The 17388-nt window shown below is 68.5% G+C and carries 17 protein-coding genes; 8 read left to right on the plus strand and 9 right to left on the minus strand.

Features of this window, described 5'->3' with window-relative positions; all coding sequences use genetic code 11:
* Nucleotides 1-11 precede the first annotated feature (11 nt).
* The 6 genes from OG417_RS51130 (at nucleotide 12) to OG417_RS51155 (ending at nucleotide 6843) form a co-directional block, all read left to right on the plus strand.
* A complete protein-coding gene (locus OG417_RS51130; protein WP_329246157.1) occupies nucleotides 12-1238 on the plus strand; it encodes an MFS transporter in 1227 nt (408 codons plus the stop codon).
* A gap of 89 nt (nucleotides 1239-1327) precedes the next feature.
* Nucleotides 1328-2485 (plus strand): sensor histidine kinase, encoded by a 1158-nt coding sequence (locus tag OG417_RS51135; RefSeq protein WP_442875797.1) that lies wholly within the window; start codon nucleotides 1328-1330, stop codon nucleotides 2483-2485.
* The gene (locus tag OG417_RS51140; RefSeq protein WP_329246162.1) at nucleotides 2482-2895 is read left to right on the plus strand and encodes a response regulator transcription factor; all 414 of its coding nucleotides are present in this window, start codon (nucleotides 2482-2484) and stop codon (nucleotides 2893-2895) included. Before OG417_RS51135 ends, OG417_RS51140 begins: the two co-directional genes overlap by 4 nt.
* Before the next feature lie 127 nt (nucleotides 2896-3022).
* Nucleotides 3023-3946 (plus strand): CPBP family intramembrane glutamic endopeptidase, encoded by a 924-nt coding sequence (locus OG417_RS51145; protein ID WP_329246164.1) that lies wholly within the window; start codon nucleotides 3023-3025, stop codon nucleotides 3944-3946.
* A 304-nt stretch (nucleotides 3947-4250) separates the two neighbouring features.
* Nucleotides 4251-5606, plus strand: coding sequence for an alpha/beta hydrolase (locus OG417_RS51150; RefSeq protein ID WP_329246166.1), 1356 nt, complete (start codon nucleotides 4251-4253; stop codon nucleotides 5604-5606).
* Nucleotides 5607-6453: 847 nt separating this feature from the next.
* Nucleotides 6454-6843, plus strand: coding sequence for a hypothetical protein (locus OG417_RS51155; RefSeq protein WP_329246169.1), 390 nt, complete (start codon nucleotides 6454-6456; stop codon nucleotides 6841-6843).
* Nucleotides 6844-7147: 304 nt separating this feature from the next.
* Here the strand turns inward: OG417_RS51155 and OG417_RS51160 are convergent, their stop codons facing one another.
* Together OG417_RS51160 and OG417_RS51165 are read right to left on the minus strand one after the other, a co-directional pair.
* Nucleotides 7148-8020, minus strand: a complete 873-nt coding sequence (locus tag OG417_RS51160; RefSeq protein WP_329246173.1) for an esterase/lipase family protein — start codon at nucleotides 8018-8020, stop codon at nucleotides 7148-7150.
* A 569-nt stretch (nucleotides 8021-8589) separates the two neighbouring features.
* Nucleotides 8590-9345, minus strand: a complete 756-nt coding sequence (locus OG417_RS51165; RefSeq protein ID WP_329246176.1) for an SDR family NAD(P)-dependent oxidoreductase — start codon at nucleotides 9343-9345, stop codon at nucleotides 8590-8592.
* Nucleotides 9346-9472: 127 nt separating this feature from the next.
* On the opposite strand from OG417_RS51165, the gene OG417_RS51170 reads away from it, so the two are divergent.
* Nucleotides 9473-9907, plus strand: a complete 435-nt coding sequence (locus OG417_RS51170) for an Rrf2 family transcriptional regulator (protein ID WP_329246178.1) — start codon at nucleotides 9473-9475, stop codon at nucleotides 9905-9907.
* Nucleotides 9908-9992: 85 nt separating this feature from the next.
* Here the strand turns inward: OG417_RS51170 and OG417_RS51175 are convergent, their stop codons facing one another.
* The 6 genes from OG417_RS51175 to OG417_RS51200 all read right to left on the minus strand — a co-directional run bounded on the left by OG417_RS51175 (nucleotide 9993) and on the right by OG417_RS51200 (nucleotide 15615).
* A complete protein-coding gene (locus OG417_RS51175; protein WP_329246181.1) occupies nucleotides 9993-10778 on the minus strand; it encodes an SAM-dependent methyltransferase in 786 nt (261 codons plus the stop codon).
* A gap of 13 nt (nucleotides 10779-10791) precedes the next feature.
* Nucleotides 10792-11862, minus strand: a complete 1071-nt coding sequence (locus tag OG417_RS51180) for an acyl-CoA dehydrogenase family protein (RefSeq protein WP_329246184.1) — start codon at nucleotides 11860-11862, stop codon at nucleotides 10792-10794.
* 82 nt (nucleotides 11863-11944) lie between these two features.
* Nucleotides 11945-13375: an FAD-binding oxidoreductase gene (locus OG417_RS51185; protein WP_329246186.1), complete on the minus strand. Its 1431-nt coding sequence runs from the start codon at nucleotides 13373-13375 to the stop codon at nucleotides 11945-11947.
* Between the two features lie 158 nt (nucleotides 13376-13533).
* Complete coding sequence (locus OG417_RS51190) at nucleotides 13534-14169, minus strand: chorismate mutase (RefSeq protein ID WP_329246189.1); 636 nt, start codon at nucleotides 14167-14169, stop codon at nucleotides 13534-13536.
* Nucleotides 14170-14252: 83 nt separating this feature from the next.
* Complete coding sequence (locus OG417_RS51195) at nucleotides 14253-14810, minus strand: hypothetical protein (protein ID WP_329246191.1); 558 nt, start codon at nucleotides 14808-14810, stop codon at nucleotides 14253-14255.
* Nucleotides 14811-14907: 97 nt separating this feature from the next.
* Nucleotides 14908-15615 (minus strand): MmyB family transcriptional regulator, encoded by a 708-nt coding sequence (locus OG417_RS51200; RefSeq protein ID WP_329246194.1) that lies wholly within the window; start codon nucleotides 15613-15615, stop codon nucleotides 14908-14910.
* A gap of 119 nt (nucleotides 15616-15734) precedes the next feature.
* Between OG417_RS51200 and OG417_RS51205 the strand changes: the two genes are divergently transcribed.
* Nucleotides 15735-16574, plus strand: coding sequence for an SDR family oxidoreductase (locus tag OG417_RS51205; protein ID WP_329246197.1), 840 nt, complete (start codon nucleotides 15735-15737; stop codon nucleotides 16572-16574).
* Nucleotides 16575-16596: 22 nt separating this feature from the next.
* Here OG417_RS51205 and OG417_RS51210 read toward each other — a convergent pair whose 3' ends face one another.
* Nucleotides 16597-17346, minus strand: coding sequence for an IclR family transcriptional regulator (locus OG417_RS51210; RefSeq protein WP_329246201.1), 750 nt, complete (start codon nucleotides 17344-17346; stop codon nucleotides 16597-16599).
* Between the last annotated feature and the right edge of the window lie 42 nt (nucleotides 17347-17388).

Below are 17388 nucleotides of genomic sequence, written 5' to 3' on the forward strand. Positions count from 1 at the left end.
AGGCTTCAGTCATGTTCTCCACCTTCAGCGGGCTGCCTCGAACCGTCTGGATCATCTTCGCCGGGACGGTCGTGAACCGGCTCGGCTACATGGTCACGCCCTTCCTCGTCTTCTACCTCGGATCGCGTGGGGTCCTGACGGCCCAGGTCCCGTACGTACTCGGCGCGCTGGGGGCGGGCAACATCGCGGGCCCCATGGTCGGCGGCTTCCTCGCGGACCGGCTGGGCCGGCGCCCCACGATGCTGATCGGGCTGACCGGTACGGCCGTCGCCCAGGGCATGCTGTTCGCCGCGCCGAACGTGATCACACTGGCACTCGCGGCCGTACTCCTCAGCGGGGCGGGCACGATGGTCAGCCCGGCCGCAGGCGCGGCGCTGACCGACGCGGTCTCGGCCGGGCAGCGGCGAACGGCCTTCACCCTTTTCCACTGGGCGGTCAACATCGGCACCGCGGTGGCAGGGATGCTCGGCGGATTCCTGGCCGTGCACGGCTACTGGCTCCTGTTCGCGGCGGACGCGGCGACCTCGCTGGCGTACGCCCTCATCGTCATCGCGCTGCTGCCCGGTGGGCACCGCACGGACGCGCGACCCGCCGGCTCCGGGAGCAGAACGGGCTACGCGGTGGTGTTCGGCGATCCGCTGATGCGCGCGCTGCTCCCGCTGTTCGGAATCGGACTGTTGATCTACTCGTTGACCGAGGTCTGCCTACCGCTGGCCATTCGGGACGCCGGTTTGTCCGCCGGTATTCTCGGCCTGATGGCGACGCTCAACGCCGTCCTGGTCGTGGTACTCCAGCCGCCCGCCACAGCCGTCCTGGCCCGGCTACCACAGGTCCCGGTCTATGTGGGTTCCAGCACGCTCGTGGCGGTAGGCGTCGCACTGACCGGCGTAGCGCACGACACATGGTCCTTCGCCGGGACGGTCGTGCTGTGGTCCATCGGCGAGGCGATGACCGGCGGCATCGCGGCGGCGATCGTCGCGAGTCTTGCACCGGAGGACGCCCGCGGCCGCTACCAGGGCAGCTTCCAGTGGGCCTGGGGAATCGGCCGGTTCATCGCGCTCGCCCTGGGAAGTTCCGTCTATGCGACGGCCGGCCCCGCCGTGGTCTGGTGGTTCAGCGCCATCGCGGGCATCACCGCCGCCCTCGCCGTCGGGACCTTGGCTCCCATGATCGCCCGTCGTTCGGCCCCACCGGAGCCCGCCATCGCCATCGAGCCTGCAGCGGCCACGCTCGGGTGAGCGTTCACGACCTCCCATCGACACAAGCGAGCTCGAGCAGTGCCTGGACTAGGCTTTCTGCGTGTTCGAGATGATTCTGGCGATGCCGAATCAGGTCCTGCCTATCGGGAAATGGTTGGCGGGCGCGCAGCCTGGCCGTACGTGACGGTGCGCTGGCAGCGCTTTTCGTGGTCCTGGCGTTCGCCCCCGGCGTGGCGCACGAAGGCATGATCATGGCGGAGAACGCCCGCCGCCCCATCGACGCACTCCCTCTCGTGCTCTTGTTCGTCCAGTGTGTTCCCTTGGTCGTGCGCCGAATCCGGCCGGGCCTGTGTCTGACGGTCATCGCCGCCGGGTTCGCGGTCCACGAGATGTTCGGCTATCCGCCCACGTTCGCCAGCGAGGGGCTGATCGTCGCGCTGTACAGCGTCGGGGCGTACCAGGACCGCTTTCGCCGGGTGCCGGTCGTCGCCGGGATCGCCTCGTACGTCGTCCTCGCGGTCGTGGTGGAGGCCCAGGGCTCACCCGAACGCCCGGCCGACTTCGTCGCGTTCTTTCTGATCGCCTATGCCGGCAGCTGGTCGGTGGGCGCCTCGATGCGGGCGCGCGCCCGGCAGGAGGCCGAACGCCGGCGGCAGGCCGCCGGCGCGGCGATCGCGGAGGAGCGTGCGCGTATCGCCCGGGAGCTGCACGATGTGGTGACCCATCACGTGACGAACATGGTGATCCGGGCGGACGCCACCACGTTCCTCGCCGCCGACTCGCCCGAGCAGGTGGCGAGCGGCCTGGCCGAGATCGGCGAGACCGGCCGCCGAACGCTGGCCGAGCTGCGCTACTTCCTCGGCGTGCTCGACCCGGTGGACGACGAGCCGGAGCACGCGCCGACGGTCGGGTGCCTGCGGGACCTGGTGGAGGAGACCCGCTCGACGGGACAGCCGATCGAGCTGAACGAGGTAGGCGAGCAGGGGCCGATGACCCGCGGCGCCGAGCTCGCGGCGTACCGGGTCGTACAGGAATCGCTGACCAACGCCCTCAAACACGCGCCCGGCCGCCGTACGGTCGTCCGGGTCCGCCACGACGCGGCCGAGGTCGACATCGAGGTGAGCACGGATGGTTCCAACGGTGCCGCACCGCGCTCCGCCGACGGACGCGGACTGACCGGGTTGCGCGAGCGGGTCAGCGTGGTCGGAGGCGAGCTACGGGCCGGCGGCCGCCCGGACGGCGGCTTCACCGTGCACGCCCGCATCCCGGCGGGAGGCGAGCGGTGACCACGCCCGACCCGCAGGCAGCGGGGAGCCCGATTCGCGTGTTGGTCTGCGACGACCAGAGCATCATCCGGGCCGGCTACGTCACGATCATCGACGCCCAGCCAGACCTGGAGGTGGTCGGTCAGGCGGAGGACGGCCGGACGGGGGTCGAACTCGCCCGGCGGCTGCGCCCGGACGTAATGGTGACGGACATCCGGATGCCGCTACTGGACGGCATCGCGGCGACCCGGCTGCTGGCCGGCCCGGACGTGGATGACCCGGTGAAAGTGCTGGTCGTAACGACGTTCAACCTCATCAGGCACGAGACCGTCAAGACGTACGTCTCGCGCATCCTGACCAAACTCGGCCTGCGCGACCGCGTGCAGGCGGTGGTCTTCGCCTACCAGAACGGCCTGGTCAGCCGATACTGACCGGCGCCATCCCCCGAGCGAGCTACCCAGGTTGCCCACGCCGGCGCGATGATTCCCCGGCTTTGCTCTCCCTAGTGTTTCCGCCAGTTCGGCCTGTATCCGAGGCCTCGACCTGACGGAGGACATTGTGGGGAAACACGCCGATTCGACGGCGGAACAGGAACGGACCGCCCAGCGGCTTGAGGAGAAGCCCCATCGGGGGCCGCGACCGGCGTGGGTGCGCCTGATCGTGCTGCTGGTGCTGAGCGTGGTGGCCGACAGCGTCATCGGCTCGATCTACTCGGGCGTACAGAGCAACGCCGTCGCGCTTTTGATCGTAGGGGTTCTGGTCGGGCCGCTCCTGGCCTGGCTCGTGCTGCTGGGGTACAGCACGATGGTGCGTCTCCTCGAACGCCGCCAGGCGGGCGAGGTCGGCCGGCCCGGCGCGGGCGCCGAGCTACGCCGCGGGACACTGCTCGGCATCGGGCTGTTCGCGGTCACCATCGCGATCATCGCCATCTTCGGCGGGTACGGCATTCACGGGTGGGGCAACCTCGCCGCCGCCATCGGCGCATTCGGCATGACGTGCGCGGTGGCCGTCGTCGAAGAGGTGATGTTCCGCGGCGTGCTGTTCCGTATCGTCGAGGAGAAGACCGGCACGTGGGGCGCGATGGCGGCCTCCGCGGTCCTGTTCGGCGCGCTGCATCTGATCAACTCCGGTGCCACGCTCTACGGCGCGATCTCCATCGCCATCGAGGGCGGGCTGATGCTCGCCGCGGCCTACACCCTCACGCGTACGCTGTGGTTGCCGATCGGGCTGCACCTGGGCTGGAACTTCGCCGAGGGCGGCATCTTCGGGACCAACGTCTCCGGCTCGTCCGACCACACGCTGGGGCTGTTCAAGAGCTCCGTGTCCGGCTCGCCGGTGCTGAGCGGCGGAAGCTTCGGCCCCGAGGCGAGCATCATCGCGCTCCTGGTCTGCGGAACCATGACCGTCCTGCTCCTGCGCAAGGCCCGGCGAGCCGGCCAGATCCGCCGGCGTAAGACCTCCGCCGCACCGACTTCGGCCTGAGCCATCTCTGAATCCTCCGGCAATGTCCCCCGCCATGCTTGAAAGGCGTGACTTGACAGTGAAAAACAGTTTTCCATCCAACAACTCCCATGCGGGGAGGGGCGCCGCGGTCGCGATGCTGGTGGGAATCGGGGTGCTGTCGACCATGATGACGTCGTGTTCGTCCGGCTCGGATTCGGCCAAGCCGGCGGCTCAGTCGACGCTTTCGGCCTCGACCGCCTCGACCAAGAACACGATCGCGTGGGGCACCTGTCCTCAGCTCGCGAAGGGAGCGACGAGGGACCCGCGGGAAAAATGCGGAACGGTGAAGGTGCCGTTGGACTATCGGCACCCGGGCGGTAAGAGGATCTCGATCGCGGTGTCCCGGATCGCGACGGCCAAGCCCGGCAAGCGGCGGGGCGCGCTGCTCCTCAACCCGGGTGGCCCGGCTCTGGAGGGCCTGGACATGCCCGGGCAGATGGCGCCGACCCTGCCGGCATCGGTTCTCGACCAGTACGACCTGATCGGATTCGACCCGCGCGGGGTCGGGCACAGCACCCCGATCAGCTGCCACCTGAACGACCCCAACCTGTCGGACCTGTTCCCCTACCCCGCCGCCGACGGCTCGATCACCTCCAACATCGCCCAGGCCCGTACGACCGCGCGGCAGTGCGCCTCCTCAGTCGGCGACGACCTGAAGTTCTTCACCACCCCGAACACCGCCCGGGACCTGGACCAGGTCCGCCAAGCCCTGGGAGAGAAGAAGATCTCCTACTGGGGCCAGTCCTACGGCACCTACCTCGGCACGGTGTATCGCGCTCTGTTCCCCGGCAACACCGATCGGATGATCCTCGAAGGCAACGTCGACCCGAACCTCATCTGGCAACAGCAGTCCGCCACCTGGAACAAGGGCATGGCCGACCGGTTCCCCGACGCCGCCCGCGTCGCGGCCGCACACAACGACAGCATCGGATTCGGCACTGACGTCCCCACGGTGACCAGGAACTACCTGGCCCTGGCCGGCCGCCTCGACCGTAAGCCCGCCCCGCTACCGGGCACCAACGCGTCGCTGAACGGCCTGACCTTCCGGCAGGTCACCTACTCACTGCTGCTGCACAACGAGACACTTCCACTGCTGACCCAGCTCTGGAAGGCCTCGGCCGATCTGGCCGACGGGAAACTGTCAGACCAGGACAAGACCGTGCTGGCCCAGGTGTCGGCCGCCAACCCGCCCGAACCCGGCGTGCCCGCCGACAACCAGACCAGCATGTTCCTGGCCCTCATCTGCGGAGACGCCGCCTGGTCCCACGACGTGAACAAGTACGCCGCCGACACCGCCGCGGACCGGAAGGCGTGGCCGCTGACCGACGGCATGCCGAAGAACATCTGGCCGTGCGCGTTCTGGCAGGCTCCGAACGAGGCCCCCGTGAAGGTCACATCGCAAGGTCCACGCGACGTCCTGATCCTGCAGAACCGCCGCGACAACGCCACCCCGTGGGAAACCGGTCTCGGCCTGCGCCGGACCCTGGGCTCCCGTGCCGGCTTCGTCGGTGTCGACAACGGCGGCCACTACGTCTACCACGCGGGCTCCACGTGTGCCGACAACGCCACCGTCGCGTTCCTCGCCGACGGGAAGCTCCCGGCCAGGGACCTCCACTGCACCGCCAAGCCGCTGAGCTAATGCGGTGACCACGACGCCCGGGGGTGTGTACCACGGAAGCGACGAAACCGAAGTCACAGGGCGAGGCTGCCGGGGCGCGGCAGCCTCGCCGCGTCTTCCACAAGGACGGATCACTGACCACCTACGACCCGCTGGACCTACAAGCCCCGCACAGGGTTCGAGCCGGCGCACCGGTCCGGGTCTTCACCGACTCCGCCCTGTCCGGCGACGGTCGGGATGAGGTCCGGTTGGTCCTCGCAAGCTTGAGCGCTCGGCACGAGTCGGCTGAGGAGTACGGCCGTCATCATCAGGCAGGCCCGCCTACCCGCGATTCTCCACTCCGCAACTGCCAACAGGGCACGGAAGTCGGCCGCTGATCAATGCCAAAGCGGTCGACGGCGTGACGGCGCTCGCCCGAGTCGGCGCTTCGCCGCAAGGCGCGTCACGGCTTCGCTCCCACCCTCGCCATGTGTGCGATCGCCCCTATCGACTGATTGGCAAGGCGGTTCAGCTCTGAAGCCAACGCGCGAGCTGTTTCACGCCCCCCACGGGGTGATGTCTCAGCATCCTTGGTTCAGCAGTCTTTAGGGGCGGGTCATTCAGCGCCCGCATCTTGTCTGGGACGACGTGCGCTTGGTCGGTACTCACACGTCCGGGGCGGTGGGCCGAGGCGGGCGTGGACGTCGCCGAAGGCCCAGGAGACGACCTGGCGGCCGGGCTGGGGTGAGACGTCGGCAAGAGAGTCGATGACCTTCTGTCCGGCCTCGCCGTCGGTTTCCCTCCAGGACGTTCAAGCCGTGTTCGTTGGGCAGACGGGCTCTATGCAGTACCTTTACGGGGCTGCGGGGGCGGGATCGTGGAGGATGGGATGCTGGCCCGTCTGGCAAAGATGCCGCATCAGCGGCCGACGAAAGTTCGAGTTCACTCGTCCATCGGCCACGCCGTGGTGCTCTGGGGTGGTGATCCGGAGGAAGCGGAGGGCCGGCACGACGTCGAGTGGAGCGTCGACGAGGACATCCGGTGGGGGCATAACACTCAGTCGGCCGCGATCGCCGAGCCGGGCTTCTGGCAGCACGGCGACCACGTTGTCTTGCGTGGTCGAGTTCACTTCACTGAGGACGGCGCTGCCGTACTTGAGGTGGGCGACTCGCAGATCTTGTTCGATCTTGCCGCGCCGCCGCCTGAGAGTATCGACCGTGCTTGGGTAGAGATCAGCGTTAGAGCGGACAAGATCACCCTTTGGCCCTGTCGGCTTTGACGTCACAAGATCGGCGACAGAGCCGGCAGACGTGCAGAGCTTGCGGGTCGTGCCGCCGAAGCCGACGCGGCCCCAAGGCGGTGGCCGGCAAGCTCTGGACTGACCCGAACGGTGGCGACGCTCGACCTGCCGTGATGGCCCTGAAGGTCATTGGCGGATGCTTTGTGGGCCGCGGGGCCGCCCGACCGGCACGCCTGGAGGGACCGGCGCCCACACCGCGCGTCCGTAGGGCGTGTGGCAGCGGACGGGCCCACTCGGCCTCGCTCACTCGACTCCGTCTTCACCGATGGGCGATGCGGAGTGTTCACCATTTCGAGGACCAGTAGAGCGCGTTCTTCGCTACAACCACCGGCGACGCACCGAAATTGATCGGTTCCAATCGTGAGGTTCCGTTCTCGGACAGCAGGCCATAGGTGCCGGTGGTGACCAGGCGTAGATCGCTGTGGCTGAAGCTCACGTAGTTGGGGTAGTCGACCTTGTGGGCCCACTCGTTGTGACCTTCGTCGATCTCCGAGGTGTAGTCGACGACGGTGTCAGCGACCGATCCGATCAGTGTCCAGTCGGTGCCCATTGCCGACTGCGGGTTGCGGGGTAGGGTTTTCAGGAACCGACTGCCCTTGGCCATCTCGCCGCACTGCGTGGAGTACACGCCACACACGCCGATGGCCTTGGCGGCACCTTGATGCGGGGCGCCCAAGGTCGCGACGTCCTCGACGTACAGGTAGGGCGGCCAGTTCGGCAGGTGCTCGGCGACACCGGCGATCGCCGCCCGGATCACCAGCCCGCCCATGGAATGGGTGATCACGTCGATCGGCTCACCGCGCTTCGAGAACTGGTGGTAAATGTTCCACGCGGCGGCCCTGCCGAGGTCGGTGATGCTGCTGGCCTTGTCACCGCCGTAGTCGTAGGTGCAGTTCTTGGAGCCTTTGTACAGGCCGGCCATGGCGAGCTGGCCGGTCCATCCGGAGTCCTCGATCGCGGTTCTGGCCGCGTGCCAGGTTTCGTTACAGTCGTAGGCGCTGCCGGAGATGTCGTTGCCGTGAATGAGCAGGATGGGCCGGCTGGCCGAGTCCATCCGCCGCGGGACACTCGCGTGCGCCGGGCGCATCCCGAACACCGCCATCGCGGCCGTCATCACCAGGCATGCGCTGACCGCGACCAGCGCCTGCCGGCCCAACCCTTGGGAACTCCTCACCATTTCCCATCGCCTCCCGACCGAACGGTCACATTCGAGCAGTATGAAAGGTGTTGTGTGCAGTTGCAACAGTGAGATGTCGCGAACAGCGCAACGGTTCCAGCTCGATCGGGTGCAGCTCCACTACGGGGCCCGGCCCTTAAAGTGTGGCGAGTCCAGGATTCGATCCTGGACAGACGACGGGTTTCAGTGCGCCATGGATCGCGGCGTTACGCTCCCGCTGACCTGCACTGAAGCACACACGGCCGCCGGTGCGTTCCGCATATGTTCCGGATCTTGAAACGGGCGGTGTCCACGGCCACGAAGGGCCTCTCCGCCCGTACCCGGCACCGAACATCTCAGCGAAGATGCCCTACCGGGGGCACGGCCCGGTTCGGAGAGATTTGCATATGCATCGCAGATCACCATGAGGAAGGCTTCCTCGATCGTCACACCGAAGCCCTCACCGTCGTACGGGGTGACGCGTCGAGTCTCCTCGTGAACCCCGTACGACGAGCCTCCTCTGTGGCAAGTCCCACCCCCCGGGAGGGCGCGCCGAACGGCGCTGCGGCTCAGGCGTTGTAGCCGCCGTGGGCGTCCAGCACGGCGCCCGTGACGTACGACGCAGCGGGGCTCGCCAGGAAGGCGATCGCCGCGGCGATCTCGTCGGGGTGCCCTTTGCGATGCAGGGACAGCGCGCCGAGCAAGGGCTTGAGGGTCTCGGGGTCCGGCGCCTCCATGCCGCCCTCCATCAGCCCGGCTTCCACGACGTTGGCGGTAATGGCCCGGGAGCCGAGGTCGCGGGCGACACCCATGGTGTACCGCTCGACCCCCGCTTTGGTCGCCGCATAGTCGGCCACGCCCGGGATGCCGGCTCGAGTGCCGAACCCGGAACTCACCGTGATGACGCGGCCGCCCTCGCGCAGCACTCGGGAGGCGGCCCGGATGACGGCGATCACCCCGAGGTAGTTGGTGGCGTGCATCCGGTCCAGCTCCGCGGTGTCGGCGTCCGGGTCGTCCACCGTACGACCCTGCCCCACACTGATCGCCGCGTTGTTGACGAGGATGTCCAGGCCACCGAAGTGCGCGACCACGTCGTCGATCAGCGCAGGCGCCTGGCCCATGTCCGCCTGGTCGGACTTGAACGCGGCGACCTTCGCTCCCCTGGCGCGCACCTCGTCGACGACGGCCTGCGCCTTCTTCTCGGAGCTGACGTAGGTGAACGCGACGTCGGCGCCCTGCTCGGCGAGCAGCCGTACGGTCGCGGCTCCCAGCCCGCGGGACCCTCCGGTGACCAAGGCGACCTTGCCCGCCAGCGGCTTGTTCATTGTTCTCACCTCTCTGGTTGACCTCTCCCGGCAGTCGAAACAGTAATGGTTACGACAGCCTGTCGCAACCTTAGTTGTTACGACAGTCGTCGTAACATGGAGCGTTGCGATCGGGAGGAACGAGTTCATGAGCGCCAACAGCAGGTTGACCATCGCGGCCCACGCGCTGGCCTGGATCGGCCTCTACCAGCGCCAGGGCCATGAGGTCGCTACCTCCGAGCAGATCGCGAACAGCGCGAGCACCAATCCCGTGGTGATCAGGCGGCTACTCGGCGACCTGCGCGATGCGGGGCTCGTGGAGTCCCGGCGCGGGATGGGTGCGGGCTGGTCGCTGGCGCGCGACCTGGAGTCGATGACGCTGCTCGACGTGTACGAGGCGGTGGAACCCGGCCCGCTGTTCGCGCTGCACCGCGCCGCCCCGGACCCGGGATGCGTGGTAGGTCACGGCATCCAGCCGGCGATGCAGCGCATCTACGACGGCATCGAGGAGACCCTCCGGCGCGACCTGGCACGCGTCACGCTGGAGGATGTACTCCGGGACGTCCTCGCGGTACCTCGCTAGGTTTCGCCGCCTGACCACCGTTGCTCCGCATGACCTACACGGCCTGTTCCGGCTCGCGTCAAGGAGGACCGGTGGGCCGTACCGCTCAGGGGACCCTGGCGACGCCGACGTGGAAGCCGCTGCGCTCGGGCACTGGCGCCGGGTCCTCCCGGTACCACTCGGTGGCGAACACCAGCCCCGGCGCGACGAGTTCCAGTCCCTCGAAGAAGGGCTCGACCTCACTGCGGCTACGCAACCGCAGCGGAATCGCGCCCTTCTTGTATGCGGCCTCGATCTCTCCGCTCCACTCCGGGTGCTGGTCGGCCGTCCCGTGTGAGAGGAGCAGGAAGCCGCCCGGGGGAAGTGCGTCCACGAGGGTGCGCACGATGCCGTACGGGTCCTCGTCGTCGGGCAGGAAGTGCAGGAGGGCGATCAGGGACAGGGCGACGGGGCGTTCGAAGTCGAGTCGTGCACCGGCGAGTTCCAGGATGGCCGCGGGCTGCCGCACATCCGCGTGGAGGAAGTCGGTGACACCCTCCGGGGTGCTGGTCAGCAGCGCTTCCGCGTGACGCAGGACGATCGGGTCGTTGTCCACGTAGACGATCCGGGCGTCGGGCGCGATCGCCTGCACGATCTGGTGCATGTTGGGCTCGGTGGGGATGCCGGAACCGATGTCGAGGAATTGGTCGACGCCGTTCTTGGCCAGCCAGGCGGCGGCGCGGTGCATGAACGCCCGGTTCCGTGCCGCGTTACCGCGCGTCTCCTCGGGCAGCGCCTGGCCGACCTTCCGGTCGACGGGGTAGTTGTCCTTGCCGCCCAGCAACCAGTCGTAGACGCGTGCGGGATGGGGCTTGCCGGTGTCGATGCTGGGGCGGGATACGCCGGCGGTCATCGGACACTCCTTCCTACGCGGGGCCTCGGGCGAGGGTCGAGCCGAATCTCTCGACCGCCAGGTAGGGATTCAGGTGGGGGTGGCGGCTGCCTACGGAGACGTCACGCCAGAACCGCTGTAGGACGTTCGCCGTGTTGAAGCCGCTCGCGCCGTGCAGGTCGAGCATTCGCTCGACGGCGGCCCGGCAGTCCCGGGCCGCGTCCGCGAGGTCCATGTGCAGGCGGGGGCTGTCGGCCTCGGCCAGTCCGGGCGAGTCCGCCGCATGGGCGATCGCGAGCATCGTGTTCTCCGCGCGGTTCACCAGATGGGTCGCCTCAGCCAGCCAGTGCCGGGCCCCAGGCGACTCCGCCATCCGGGAGTAGGAGCTCATGAACGGCTTGCGGTCCGAGGCGAACATCGCGTTGATCGCATCGAGTGCGCCCCGTGCGGCACCCACTACCGGACCGAGCACCGTCACCGCGTACAGGAGCAGGTCGCCGACGTGGAAGGGATCCGCAGCGGCGATGCGCTCAGCCGGCACCATCGTGCCCTCGACGACCAGGGTGTGGCTGCCCGTGCCGCGCATGCCGGCCATGTGCCAGGTCCGCTCGACGGCCAGGTCGGCGACCGGTATCAGGGCGAAGGAGAACCGGCCGTCCACCATCAGGGCGAGCACGGCCCAGGCCGCGTCCTCACACCCGGAGACGTTCGGCCAACGGCCGCTGACACGCACGCCCTCGGGCCCGCTTTCACCGCGGGCGGCGGGGACGCCCATACCGCAGACGATCGCGTCGGGGTCGGCCCAGAACTCGGGTATCAGCGAATCCGGGAAACATCTGACGGCGATGTTCTTGGCGGTCACGCACGCCCCGGCGATCCAGGCCGTGGACGGACAAGCCCGGCCGAGATCGGTCAAGCGCCGGGCCACGGTCTCGGTGCCCGCCCAGGCACCCCCGTATCGCCGTGGTGTCCGCAAGGCGAAGATTCCGTTCTTCCGAAGCGCCTCCAGGCTTTCCGCGGCGGGCCGATCGTCCCGTTCCGCCTTCTCGGCATGAGTGCGGAGAATGCCGCTGGTCTCATCCCCGATGATGTAATCGATTGACATTCGCTAATTCCCTTCAACATGGCAGGCGTGTACTCGACCGTGAGATGATTCGGCCGCCCTTCAAATTCGAGGTCGCGGTATATTAGAAAGTCGTCGAATCGGTCCCCGGGGCTTCGCCGGGAAGCGGTGTGCCGACGAACACGGACTCCGGATCCACCGCGGACTTAACGGCGAGCAGGCGCTCCGTGTTCGGTCCGTAGGAGCGGGCGACCTGATCGGGGGTCTCCGGCCCGAGGAAGTTCACGTATCCGCCCGGCAGCGAGAACGGCTCGAGCGCCGCGTGCAACTGCTCGACCCAGCGTAGATGCCGGGCGCCGCCGTCACCGGCGATGTCGTCGCCCTTCTCCCACAACGAGATCAGCTCCGCCATCTGGTGGGGCTCGCGTCGGCCGAAGGCCGTCGAGTCGAGCGATACCCGGGCGGCGGCCCCATGGAACTGGTGCAGCAGGATCGCGGAGAACGGTGAGGTGAACGCATGGGCGCCGCGCACCAGAACATCGGCGATGGAGGCAGAAATGCCGGATATATTGCGGGAACGAATTGCGCCCATCCGCCCGATCGGGAACATGGCATCCGTCGCAGCCAGCCCGGCGGAACGAGCGGTCCGCCCGATGTCGACCAGCAATGGCGTGCCCAGCCGGGTCAGCGCGTGCACCGGCCCGTTCTCGGCAGCTCCCTCGTCCAGGTTTCCCGACCACGTGGGCGCGACGTAGACCGTCGGGGCTCCGTCCGCGCCGGGAAGAAGACCCACGTCCACCGTCAACTCGTCCGGACCGCCCTGGAGGATCTCACCGAGATCGGCAAGAACGCGAGAGGCCTGCGAAATCGGGTAGAAGATGGTTCCGGTCACGACGGTCGGTACGGGGTGCAGACGGATCCGCGCCGACGTCACGACACCGAAATTGCCACCCCCGCCACGCAACGCCCAGAACAGGTCGGGCTCGTGCTCGGCGTCAGTGTCCACTCGGGAGCCGTCGGCGAGGACGACCTCGGCGCCGAGCAGATTGTCGGCCGCGAGCCCGAACCTCCCGGTCAGCGGGCCGTATCCGCCGCCCAGCGTGATCCCGACCATGCCCACGGCGCCGGCCGTCCCGGTGACGGCGGTCAGGCCCACCCGCTCGGCGGCGGCCACGACGTCGGACGAGAGTGCGCCACCCTCCACCGCCGCAACGCGCCGGTCGGCGTCGACACGGACTCCGCGCATGTCGGCCAGATCGATGACCAGTCCCCCGGAGCGCAGCGCCCGCCCCCAGAAGTCGTGGCCGCCACCGCGTACCGACACCGGCACGCCGTGCTCGCCGGCTGCCCGTACGGCGGCCTGCACGTCGGCTGCGGTCGCGCACCGCACGACCGCAGCGGGACGGATGTCGACCGCCCCGTTGAACAGCGTCACGGACCTCACATACTCCGGACCGCCGGTGAGCACGCGGTGTGAGGTGATCGTGGACCGCAGGTCCGCCAACAGCGCGGCGCTCACTTCATCTTTGCGATCGACGTCGGGACGAGACGGCATGGAGACTCCTGTCAGGTCAAGGGGTTGTTCGAACGAACGACAACGCGGCGAGGCGTCGCGTCACATCAGAGGTTGTATGTATCGCTCACTACACAAGTGTCGTAGCAGAGGCCTCGAACAGGTCCTTGTGGAGCTTTGTCGCACCTCGATCACTCAATTCACGCGGGGACGCACACTGAGTGCACCGCGCCCGTGAGCGCCCGGCGGTGAAGGGCGTCCAGCCGTTCCAGTACCGCGCCCGAACCGGCGGCCACGGCGAGTTGCACGGTGCATGCCGTCGGCTCGTCGCGCAGTCGGACCGTGGCCTTGAGTTCGCCGAGCAGGTCCGTGGTCAACTGGTCGAGCCGCGTGCGGATCTGTCCCAGGTCAGGACGGGTCGTCGGGGCTTCTTCGGGGTGTGCGGTCCAGCGCGCGAACAATCCTTTTTGTACGACTTTGCTCGCGGTGATCTGGTCCTGGAAGAAGGCCGTCGCCGATACCGGATCGAGCCCGATGTCGCCGGCCTGGTTTCGCACCTGCTCCAGAACCTGCTGCTCGCGCGCGGGGTCGTCGATCGGTGAGCCGGTACCGAACTTGGACGCTGCCACGTCATCGCTCACGCGGAGCCGCTGGATGATCAGGTCGGTCAATGGGCCGAGCCCGCCGAGCGACCTGTCCGGCCGGAGGGCGCCGGTCGAAGATGCGGCGTTCACCGGTGCACCTGCGGCGCCGGCCTGGGAAACGCTCACGCTAGTCACGCCGACCACCAGCGCGGTGACCGCGAGGCCGCGTGCCGCGGTTCTGCTCGATTTCATCTGTCAGCCTTCCTCTCGATGTCTCGATCCAAAGCTCGGCCGTCTCCCCGGCGTCGTGGTCGGCCGCCCGGCTTGACACCATGTCAGCGCTCCTTGGCGGCGCGGCTGAGACGGATCGCCGAGATCAGGAAGAAGACGCCTCCGGGGATGGCGTAGCCGGCCGCGTTGGTCAGCGTCGGGTTCTCCGCGGAGGCACCGATGATGAACGAGCTACCGGCGAGCACGGAGATGGCACCGCTGATGATCATCGGCCACTGGCCGCCCATCGTGCGACGGGTGACGCCCACGATCAGCTGGACCAGCCCGGCCACGACCGCCCAGGCGCCCCACACTCTCAGGACCGCCGGAATGCCGGACGCGCAGGCGATGGCCACGCCGGCGGCGGTGAGCAGGCTGACCACGATGTTCACGTACAGCAGCACGGGCGATCCGGTGGTACGCGACGCGCGGGCGTCGATGACGGCGGCGGCCACGTCGAACAGGGGATACAGCACGAGCAGAGTGACCGCGAGCGGACCCAGTTTCGAGGCGGTCGTGAACATCACGAGGGCCCAGACGATGGCGAATCCGAAGCGGACGAAGTACAGCCGCCGCAGGGTGGAAGCGGTCCCAGCGATGCTGTTCGAAACGATTGTGGCCACGGGGGGTCCTTTCGACCTGAAAGAACGAACGTTCTGTCTTGAGGAGCATGGCAACTCCGCCCACGCACTGTCAAGACAGAACGTTCTACCTACAGCATCATTCAGTTTTCCCACTGTTCCGGGAGATGCGGTTGTCGGCTGCCGGCTCGTTCCACTGGGCGAGCAGGTGCAGTGAGGTCTCGGACGGGCCACCGGGTTCGGTGTCGTAGATGAACAGCGTCTGGTCGGGGTCGTCGGCGGGGGTGAGTGCCTGGTAGGTGATGGTGAGGTCGCCGACGAGGGGATGGTGGTAGTCCTTGGTGCCGGTCGTGCGCTGGTGGACCTTGTGGTCGGACCAGTAGCGGCGGAATTCCTCGCTGTGGATGGACAGGTCTCCGACGAGGGCGCCGAGGGCGGGGTCATCGGGATGGCGGCCCGCGTCGAGGCGGAGCATGGCGGCCGTGTCGGCGGCGACGGCGGTCCAGTTCTTGTACAGCTCGCGGGCGTGGGGATCGAGGAAGACGAAGCGTGCCTGGTTGCGGTCGGCCGCGGGCAGGGCCCGGAAGTCGGCGATCAACCGTCCGGCGAGCCGGTTGTGGGCGAGGACGTCGAGGCGGCGGCCGAGGACGAAGGCGGGTCGGCACGCCGCTTCCAGGGTGTCCAGCAGTCGCCAGGTGGCGGGATCGACGCGTTGCGGGCGCGGGCGGCGTCTGCGCCGGGCGGGCGTCGGACGCGCGAGGGTGTGCAGGTGCTCGCGCTCGGCGTCGTCGAGGCGTAGCGCGGTGGCGAGCGCGTCGAGGACCTCGGGTGAGGCGCTGCGGATCACTTGGGCCCGTTTTCCGCCTGTTCTCGCTGCTCAGGGCTGGTTCAGTGGAAGCCAGGCCGGAGACGCGCTCCCCGCGATCGGATCCGGTCTTCCCTCATCCAGTACGAAGGAGTGTTCGCATGTCCACGTGGTTCATCACCGGCGCCTCCCGGGGACTCGGCCTGCAGATCGCCCGTGCCGCTGTGGCGGGCGGTGACGCCGTGGTGGCGGCGGCCCGCAACCCGGACGGCCTGCCGGACGACCTCAAGCAGTCCGACCGTGTGCTCGGTGTCCCCCTCGACGTCACCCGTGGCGAGGACGTCACGCGAGCCGTCGAGACGGCCGTCCGGCGCTTCGGCTCGATTGATGTCCTGGTCAACAACGCGGGCCGGGGGCTGCTCGGCGCGCTGGAGGAGATCACCGACGCCGAGGCCCGTTCCCTGTTCGACCTCAACGTCTTCGGGCTGATCAACGTCACCCGCGCCGTCCTGTCGGGCATGCGCGCCGCGGGCCGCGGCAAGATCGTCAACATCGGGTCCCGCTCCGGGTTCGAGGGCGAACCCGGGGTGAGCATGTACGCCGCCTCCAAGTTCGCCGTCGCCGGCATCAGCGAAGCGCTCTCCGCGGAACTGGAGCCGTTCGGCATCCAGTGCATGGTCGTCGAGCCCGGCGTCTTCCGCACCGACTTCCTCGACAGCACTTCCCTGTCCACCGCCGCTCGGCGCATCGACGCCTACGACGGCACTCCCGCCCACGACACCTTGGACTGGGCCGGCACCGCCAACCACACCCAGCTCGGCGACCCCGTCAAGGGCGCCGCGCTGATCTACGAGGTCACCCGTCAGGACAAGCTCCCCGGACACCTGGCATTGGGCCGCGACACGATCGAACGCCGGCAGGTCACGATCCGCCGGCTCCAGGACGACCTGGCCACCTGGCAGGACAAGTCCGCCGCCACCGCATGCGACGACGCCGCCTGAGCCACACCGCGCCGGCGCGCGATCAGGTACCGGAGCGCAAGGCGCGGGACAGGCCCAGCGCGGCGGTCCGTACCGCCGGAGCCAGTTGGGCCGGCCGGAAACGGGCGCACGGCAGGGCCACCGAGAGGGCGGCCACCGCGGTCGGTCCGTCGAAGACCGGTGAGGCGATGCAGCACACGCCGAGGGCGGCCTCCTGCTCTTCGTAGGCGAGGCCGGAAACCTGGATCTGCTCGATGGCGGTGCGCAGCCGGGCCGGATCGGTTACCGAGTGCGGGGTCAGCCGGGGCAGCGGCCGGGCCAGGACCTCCTCAGTCAGCTCGTCACCGGAGAAGGCCAGCAGGGCCTTGCCCACCCCGGTGCACGTCAGTGGCAGCCGGCCGCCGATCCGTGACGGCAGCGCCAGGGCCCGGTGGCCGTGGATCCGCTCGACGTAGACCACCTCGTGCCCCTCCCGGATTCCGAGGTGCACGGTCTCGCGTGTGGCCTCGAAGAGGTCCTGGAGGAAGGGCAGCGCCGCCTCCCGCAGGTGGAACCGGCGCGGCACCAGCGACCCCAGTTCGAACAGCTTGCCGCCGAGCCGGTAGCCTTCGCGGTCGCGGTCCAGCAGGCCGAGGCGCACCAGATCGGAGCAGAGACGGAACGCGGTCGTCTTGGCCAGCCCGGCACGGGAGGCGATTTCTGTGAGACGGAACGTGCCGCCGTCCGGCGGGTAACAGTCGAGGACAGCCACGGCCTTGTCGAGCATGTTCCCCTGCGCACTGTTCCGTGTCATGGAACAGATTTTGCCGCAGTCCGGGCCACCCTTCTATACCTG

The sequence above is a fragment of the Actinoallomurus sp. NBC_01490 genome, assembly GCF_036227085.1.
Classification (GTDB): Bacteria; Actinomycetota; Actinomycetes; order Streptosporangiales; family Streptosporangiaceae; genus Actinoallomurus; species Actinoallomurus oryzae.

Bases quoted from the DNA above. Each gene is read 5' to 3' on its own strand.
- OG417_RS51130 (WP_329246157.1), top strand. From the start codon at position 12: ATGTTCTCCACCTTCAGCGGGCTGCCTCGAACCGTCTGGATCATCTTC.
- OG417_RS51190 (WP_329246189.1), bottom strand. From the start codon at position 14,169: ATGAAATCGAGCAGAACCGCGGCACGCGGCCTCGCGGTCACCGCGCTG.
- OG417_RS51175 (WP_329246181.1), bottom strand. From the start codon at position 10,778: ATGACCGCCGGCGTATCCCGCCCCAGCATCGACACCGGCAAGCCCCAT.
- OG417_RS51170 (WP_329246178.1), top strand. From the start codon at position 9,473: ATGAGCGCCAACAGCAGGTTGACCATCGCGGCCCACGCGCTGGCCTGG.
- OG417_RS51155 (WP_329246169.1), top strand. From the start codon at position 6,454: ATGCTGGCCCGTCTGGCAAAGATGCCGCATCAGCGGCCGACGAAAGTT.
- OG417_RS51210 (WP_329246201.1), bottom strand. From the start codon at position 17,346: ATGACACGGAACAGTGCGCAGGGGAACATGCTCGACAAGGCCGTGGCT.
- OG417_RS51185 (WP_329246186.1), bottom strand. From the start codon at position 13,375: ATGCCGTCTCGTCCCGACGTCGATCGCAAAGATGAAGTGAGCGCCGCG.
- OG417_RS51180 (WP_329246184.1), bottom strand. From the start codon at position 11,862: ATGTCAATCGATTACATCATCGGGGATGAGACCAGCGGCATTCTCCGC.
- OG417_RS51165 (WP_329246176.1), bottom strand. From the start codon at position 9,345: ATGAACAAGCCGCTGGCGGGCAAGGTCGCCTTGGTCACCGGAGGGTCC.
- OG417_RS51205 (WP_329246197.1), top strand. From the start codon at position 15,735: ATGTCCACGTGGTTCATCACCGGCGCCTCCCGGGGACTCGGCCTGCAG.